The 4500-nt window shown below is 54.3% G+C and carries 5 protein-coding genes; 4 read left to right on the top strand and 1 reads right to left on the bottom strand.

Annotated elements, in window-relative coordinates; genetic code table 11:
- Positions 1-696: 696 nt before the first annotated feature.
- Entirely contained in the window at positions 697-981 is a 285-nt protein-coding gene (locus WCO56_29055) for a hypothetical protein (protein MEI7733649.1), read from the bottom strand.
- Positions 982-1305: 324 nt separating this feature from the next.
- On the opposite strand from WCO56_29055, the gene WCO56_29050 reads away from it, so the two are divergent.
- From WCO56_29050 to WCO56_29035, 4 genes are all read left to right on the top strand, one after another.
- The gene (locus tag WCO56_29050; protein MEI7733648.1) at positions 1306-1842 is read left to right on the top strand and encodes a hypothetical protein; all 537 of its coding nucleotides are present in this window, start codon (positions 1306-1308) and stop codon (positions 1840-1842) included.
- 133 nt (positions 1843-1975) lie between these two features.
- Positions 1976-2683 carry a discoidin domain-containing protein gene (locus tag WCO56_29045; protein MEI7733647.1) on the top strand — a complete coding sequence of 236 codons (708 nt, stop codon included), beginning with the start codon at positions 1976-1978 and terminating at the stop codon, positions 2681-2683.
- 9 nt (positions 2684-2692) lie between these two features.
- Positions 2693-3475 (top strand): NIPSNAP family protein, encoded by a 783-nt coding sequence (locus WCO56_29040; protein ID MEI7733646.1) that lies wholly within the window; start codon positions 2693-2695, stop codon positions 3473-3475.
- A gap of 185 nt (positions 3476-3660) precedes the next feature.
- Positions 3661-4479, top strand: coding sequence for a hypothetical protein (locus tag WCO56_29035; GenBank protein MEI7733645.1), 819 nt, complete (start codon positions 3661-3663; stop codon positions 4477-4479).
- The last annotated feature ends 21 nt before the right edge of the window (positions 4480-4500 follow it).

Below are 4500 nucleotides of genomic sequence, written 5' to 3'. Positions count from 1 at the left end.
AGGCATACGCCGAGGCGGAAGGGTTTGATCTATCCCGGTATCTGGACGGCATGGCCGCACATGCTCTGGAGGTAAATCCAGCCACTAAAGGGGAATCCACCCGCCCTCATTAACCCGGCATCCATCCCATGAGCAGCCGCCCTGGCCATCCAGGGCGGCTTTTGTTTGCCAGGGGAAATGAAAACGCGCCGTTTAAGTGGCCACGGCGCGACTGCTGATTTAATGCGCTTCCACTAGCCCCACCAGCATCACGGGTAATATATTACAGTAGTACGCACACGGCAAGCGAGATGCGCATTATTGGGGGATTTATTCGACAAACAACCAGTTATTGTGTAGATTTTGGGTTGTGACTAAGATATACGATGGCAATGTGACGGCAGACTGGGATGTTCCAGTTGACGCTGCGTCATGCCCATCGAATGAATCGGAGCGGCGCAAATGGGGATGGAAACAGGACGAAAAGGGACGCTGGTACCGCGAATTAAAGCCTGGTCAAAAAATACAGGATATGCCTAATCAGGATTAATTGTTCAAGATTTCAGCATAGCTGTGAGCATGACAACCTATCAGGCGTTCGCAGTACATCCGGGTGGCAAAGTTCAGGAATTGCCACCAGTTTCGGAAGCGGAGTTGGGCGATATGGTGAGAAGATCTTCCAAAAGTTTCGATTTTCAGAAAATGGAACCTAGGTATTTACAGAAGGCGCGGAAGTCCCGCGTTAGCCTGGCCAAGCACCCGCAGACCCTCCGCGATGATAATTTTTCCTAATGTAAAAAACTCAAAACTGCAAAATCCTCCAAAGTGGTCAATTCTAGCCATTTCAACTTTAATGTTAAAGTGATGCCACCGGTCACTTGTCGTGGTGTCTTGGTAATCAAGGACTTGCAAATGACGATTTTGAAAACCCGCGACAAGTAAAAAGGCACGAAAAACAGCCTCTCTAGGTTTTGCATCTCTCTTTATTCCAGCCAGTTCCAACTAATTCCAACCCAATGAAGGCTGTTAAAGGTGTCCACGACAAGTGACTGGAAACATGACACCGAATGCCAGCCCGGCGGTTTCGCGCGCCAGCCTGGAGGCATTTTTCAAACGGCGGAGAGTGTGAGAAGAAACATACGAATGCGGAATGAAACCGAACTATGGGAGAAGGGGCCAAGCATTGCAAATTGAACGAGGTAAAATAGGACGGATGGCAGTCAGGGGCCCTATCTGCGCCGATTGACGGCGGCGGCGACGATGTGGATGGAACGTTTGCATTGGTGGGGCATCCGGTGCATAGTATCAACAATGATCAGGCTGACCATGAAAGCTGCAATGCGTTCATTTCTGCTGCTGGGGCTGGCATTGCTGTCCAGCGGATGCGTGACCGAGGCGCTGTGGAAGGAAAGCAACTTTTGCGAACCGACACGGAACCCGAATCTGCGCTTGTTCAACGCGGCAGCGCGCCAGGACGTATTGGTGCAGTACGATGAGATGCGTGATTCCAGCGACCGCATCCGTCCGCGCGCTTATTATTTGTTTGAGAATCAGGGAGCCAGGAAACCGAAGTTTGTGAAACCAGCCACCGCCGCTCTGGTGGAAATCCCGATATTTTCGCACACCAACACCCATATTCCCGGTACCAATCAGTATCCGTATGCGTTGCTGGTCACCAACCCGGTGGGTTTCGCCTTGGTGCGTCCGGGCCAACCCGCGACCAACCATGACTTGCCGGTGTATCCAGATCAAATGGAATGGACTTACCGCGTCTTGCTTACCCCGCTGGCGGTGGCGGCCGACATCACGATCATCGGTGCCGTCGCAGCCGTGCTATCCGGCGCTTTGAATTATATTCATTAGCGGGCGGGAGCTTCGCGAACGCATCCGGGTGAATTTTTTCCGGCAGCGCGCGTCCAAAACTTGCGGCACAGAATCGCTTGGGGTAACGGAAGATGATTGACCCGGCGGCGGTTTGCCGACATAAAGACGTTCCATGATCACGACGATGAAAGATATGTTGCACAAGAATGCTACAAAATTGATGGCGGCAGCGCTGCTGGCCGGCGGTTTGGTTTGCTCGAACCTGAGCCTGACGGCTGCCGATCTCGAACCGCTGCCCTTGAAACTCCCCATGCCCGCCTTTAAAGGCACCCCGGGCGACATCCCCAAGGATTCCACGGCGGAAAAACCCAGCGGAAAACCGCGTCCGACGTTCCTGGCACCCAAGGGCTGCAAAAACGTGGCGCTGAACAAGAAGGTCACGGCTAGCGACAAATCGCCCATGACCGGCGCCCCGGAACTGGTGACCGATGGCAACAAGGAAGCCACCGAAAGTTCCGTGCTCATCATGCGCAAGGGCACCCAGTACGTGCAGATTGACTTGGCGGAGAAATTTGAAATCCACGCTCTACTCCTCTGGCACGCCCACGACACCCCGAAGATTTACCGGGATGTGGTGGTGCAAGTGGCCGATGATGAGGATTTTATTGATAACGTGCGCACGATCTTCAACAACGACCAGGATAATTCCTCCGGCCTGGGCATTGGCACCGACCGCGAGTACTTCGAGGGGTATGAAGGCAAGCTGATCGAAGTCAAGGGGGTGACGGCGCGGTATGTGCGGCTGTACAGCCGGGGCAGCACCGATAGCGCGCTCAATGAATATACCGAAGTGGAAGTCTGGGCGTTGCCAGCAAAGTAATTTTGCCACATGAAATCATTGTTTTCCACCATGGCGCTGGGGCTGTTGTCTCTAGCGATCACCCTGACTGCCGCAGATGTGCCCGCTGGCAAGGATACCCGGTGCTATGAAATGCGGACGTATTATGCTGCGCCGGGCAGGCTGGATGCCCTTCAGGCCCGGTTCCGGGATCACACCTGCAAGCTGTTCGCGAAGCACGGCATGGTGAACATCGGTTACTGGATTCCGCTGGAAAACCCGGACAACAAGTTGATCTATATCCTCGCCTTCCCCAGCCGCGAGGAACGGGAAAAGATGTGGAAGGCGTTCGGCGCCGATCCGGATTGGGCCGCCGCGCGTAAAGCGTCCGAGGCGGATGGCAAAATTGTGGCGAAGGCGGAAAGCGTGTTTCTGCAGGCGACGGATTTCTCGCCGGAAATCAAGCCGTCGGGTGACGCAACCCCGCGCACGTTTGAACTGCGCACCTACAAGTGTACCCCCAACAACCTGCCGAACCTGCTGGCCCGGTTCCGCGATCACACCGTCAAGTTATTTGAAAAACACGGCATCACCAACGTCGGTTATTGGACACCGATGGATAAGAACAAGGGCGCGGACGACACCCTGATTTACATCCTGGCGCATCAAAGCAAAGAGGCTGCTGCCGAGTCGTTCAAGAATTTCCGTGCCGATCCGGAATGGGTGAAAGTCAAAGCGGCTTCGGAGCAGGCAGCCGGCGGCTCGCTGACCCAGGCCAGCAACGGGGTGGTGTCCGTGTTCATGAAGGCGACGGATTTTTCGACGCTCAAATAGCGGGACCGGACGAGTTGCAACCTCAACGATATTTGCATTCGGCGCAGCTTGTTCATCTTTTAAAATTAACAGCATGGCGTCATGCGTGTGTGTTTCCGGCGAATCAACCCGATTATGATTTGACGAAATGCAAGGTGGTGTGCAAGATGCCAGCGTCTTGATACGAAATTAAGTCGAATAATTTTATGTTTCAGAAACAAACGAATCAGGCTCGGCTACTCACCGTAACCCTTTCCCTCTTCTGTTCCGCCTTGCTGGCGCTGGCACAGTCGGCACCCTTGCAGTTGCAAGTCATCGGCAATGGCAAAGTCACGGGGGCTGCCAATGGTCAGGCCATTAAAATCGGTAGCAAGGTGACGCTCACGGCGGTTCCTGGCCCTGGCCAGATTCTCTCCAACTGGACGGATAACGCAGGCCATGAGTTATCCGCCAAATCTCCCTATTTGTTTACGAATCAACAAGGAACCTTCATCACGGCAACATTTGTGCCGAACCCCTGGCCGGCCTTCAAGGGTGACTATTCTGGGTTGTATCTGCCAGATTCGCAAAGTCCAGTGACCATCTCGAATGCCGGCACCATCAAGGTGACGATCACCGACAAAGGAGCCTTCACCGGGCAATTGCAAAACCGGGGAACAACCATCGCCATCAGCGGCGCGTTTAATATTCGCGGTGAGGCTACGGTGGTTGTGATGCGTCCAGGCAAACCTGTGCTATATGTATCACTGAACATTGATCCGCAGGATTCGGTCATGCGCAGTATTACCGGCTCGGTGAGTGAGCCGAGTTGGGCCGCCCAAGCGCTGGCGATGCCGAAATTGGCGACGCTGGCCACCGGCAATTCGGCTTCCCTCGTTGGCAACTACACCCTAAGTTATGCCCCCAGTGCGGCGCTGGGATACGGTGCCGCTATCGCCACCATCAAATCGCCCAACACGGTTCAGCTCACCGGTAATTTGCCGGATGGTTCGGGGGTGTGTGACCGGAGAATAACCCAAAATTAAACCGCCTGTAGAAACAGGTAT

Source organism: Verrucomicrobiota bacterium (assembly GCA_037139415.1).
Classification (GTDB): Bacteria; Verrucomicrobiota; Verrucomicrobiia; order Limisphaerales; family Fontisphaeraceae; genus JBAXGN01.
This window is presented reverse-complemented; position numbering and strand designations above follow the sequence as displayed.

Excerpts from the sequence above, each read along its gene's own strand:
- WCO56_29050 (MEI7733648.1), top strand. The coding sequence starts at position 1,306 with ATGAAAGCTGCAATGCGTTCATTTCTGCTGCTGGGGCTGGCATTGCTG.
- WCO56_29045 (MEI7733647.1), top strand. The coding sequence starts at position 1,976 with ATGATCACGACGATGAAAGATATGTTGCACAAGAATGCTACAAAATTG.
- WCO56_29040 (MEI7733646.1), top strand. The coding sequence starts at position 2,693 with ATGAAATCATTGTTTTCCACCATGGCGCTGGGGCTGTTGTCTCTAGCG.
- WCO56_29035 (MEI7733645.1), top strand. The coding sequence starts at position 3,661 with ATGTTTCAGAAACAAACGAATCAGGCTCGGCTACTCACCGTAACCCTT.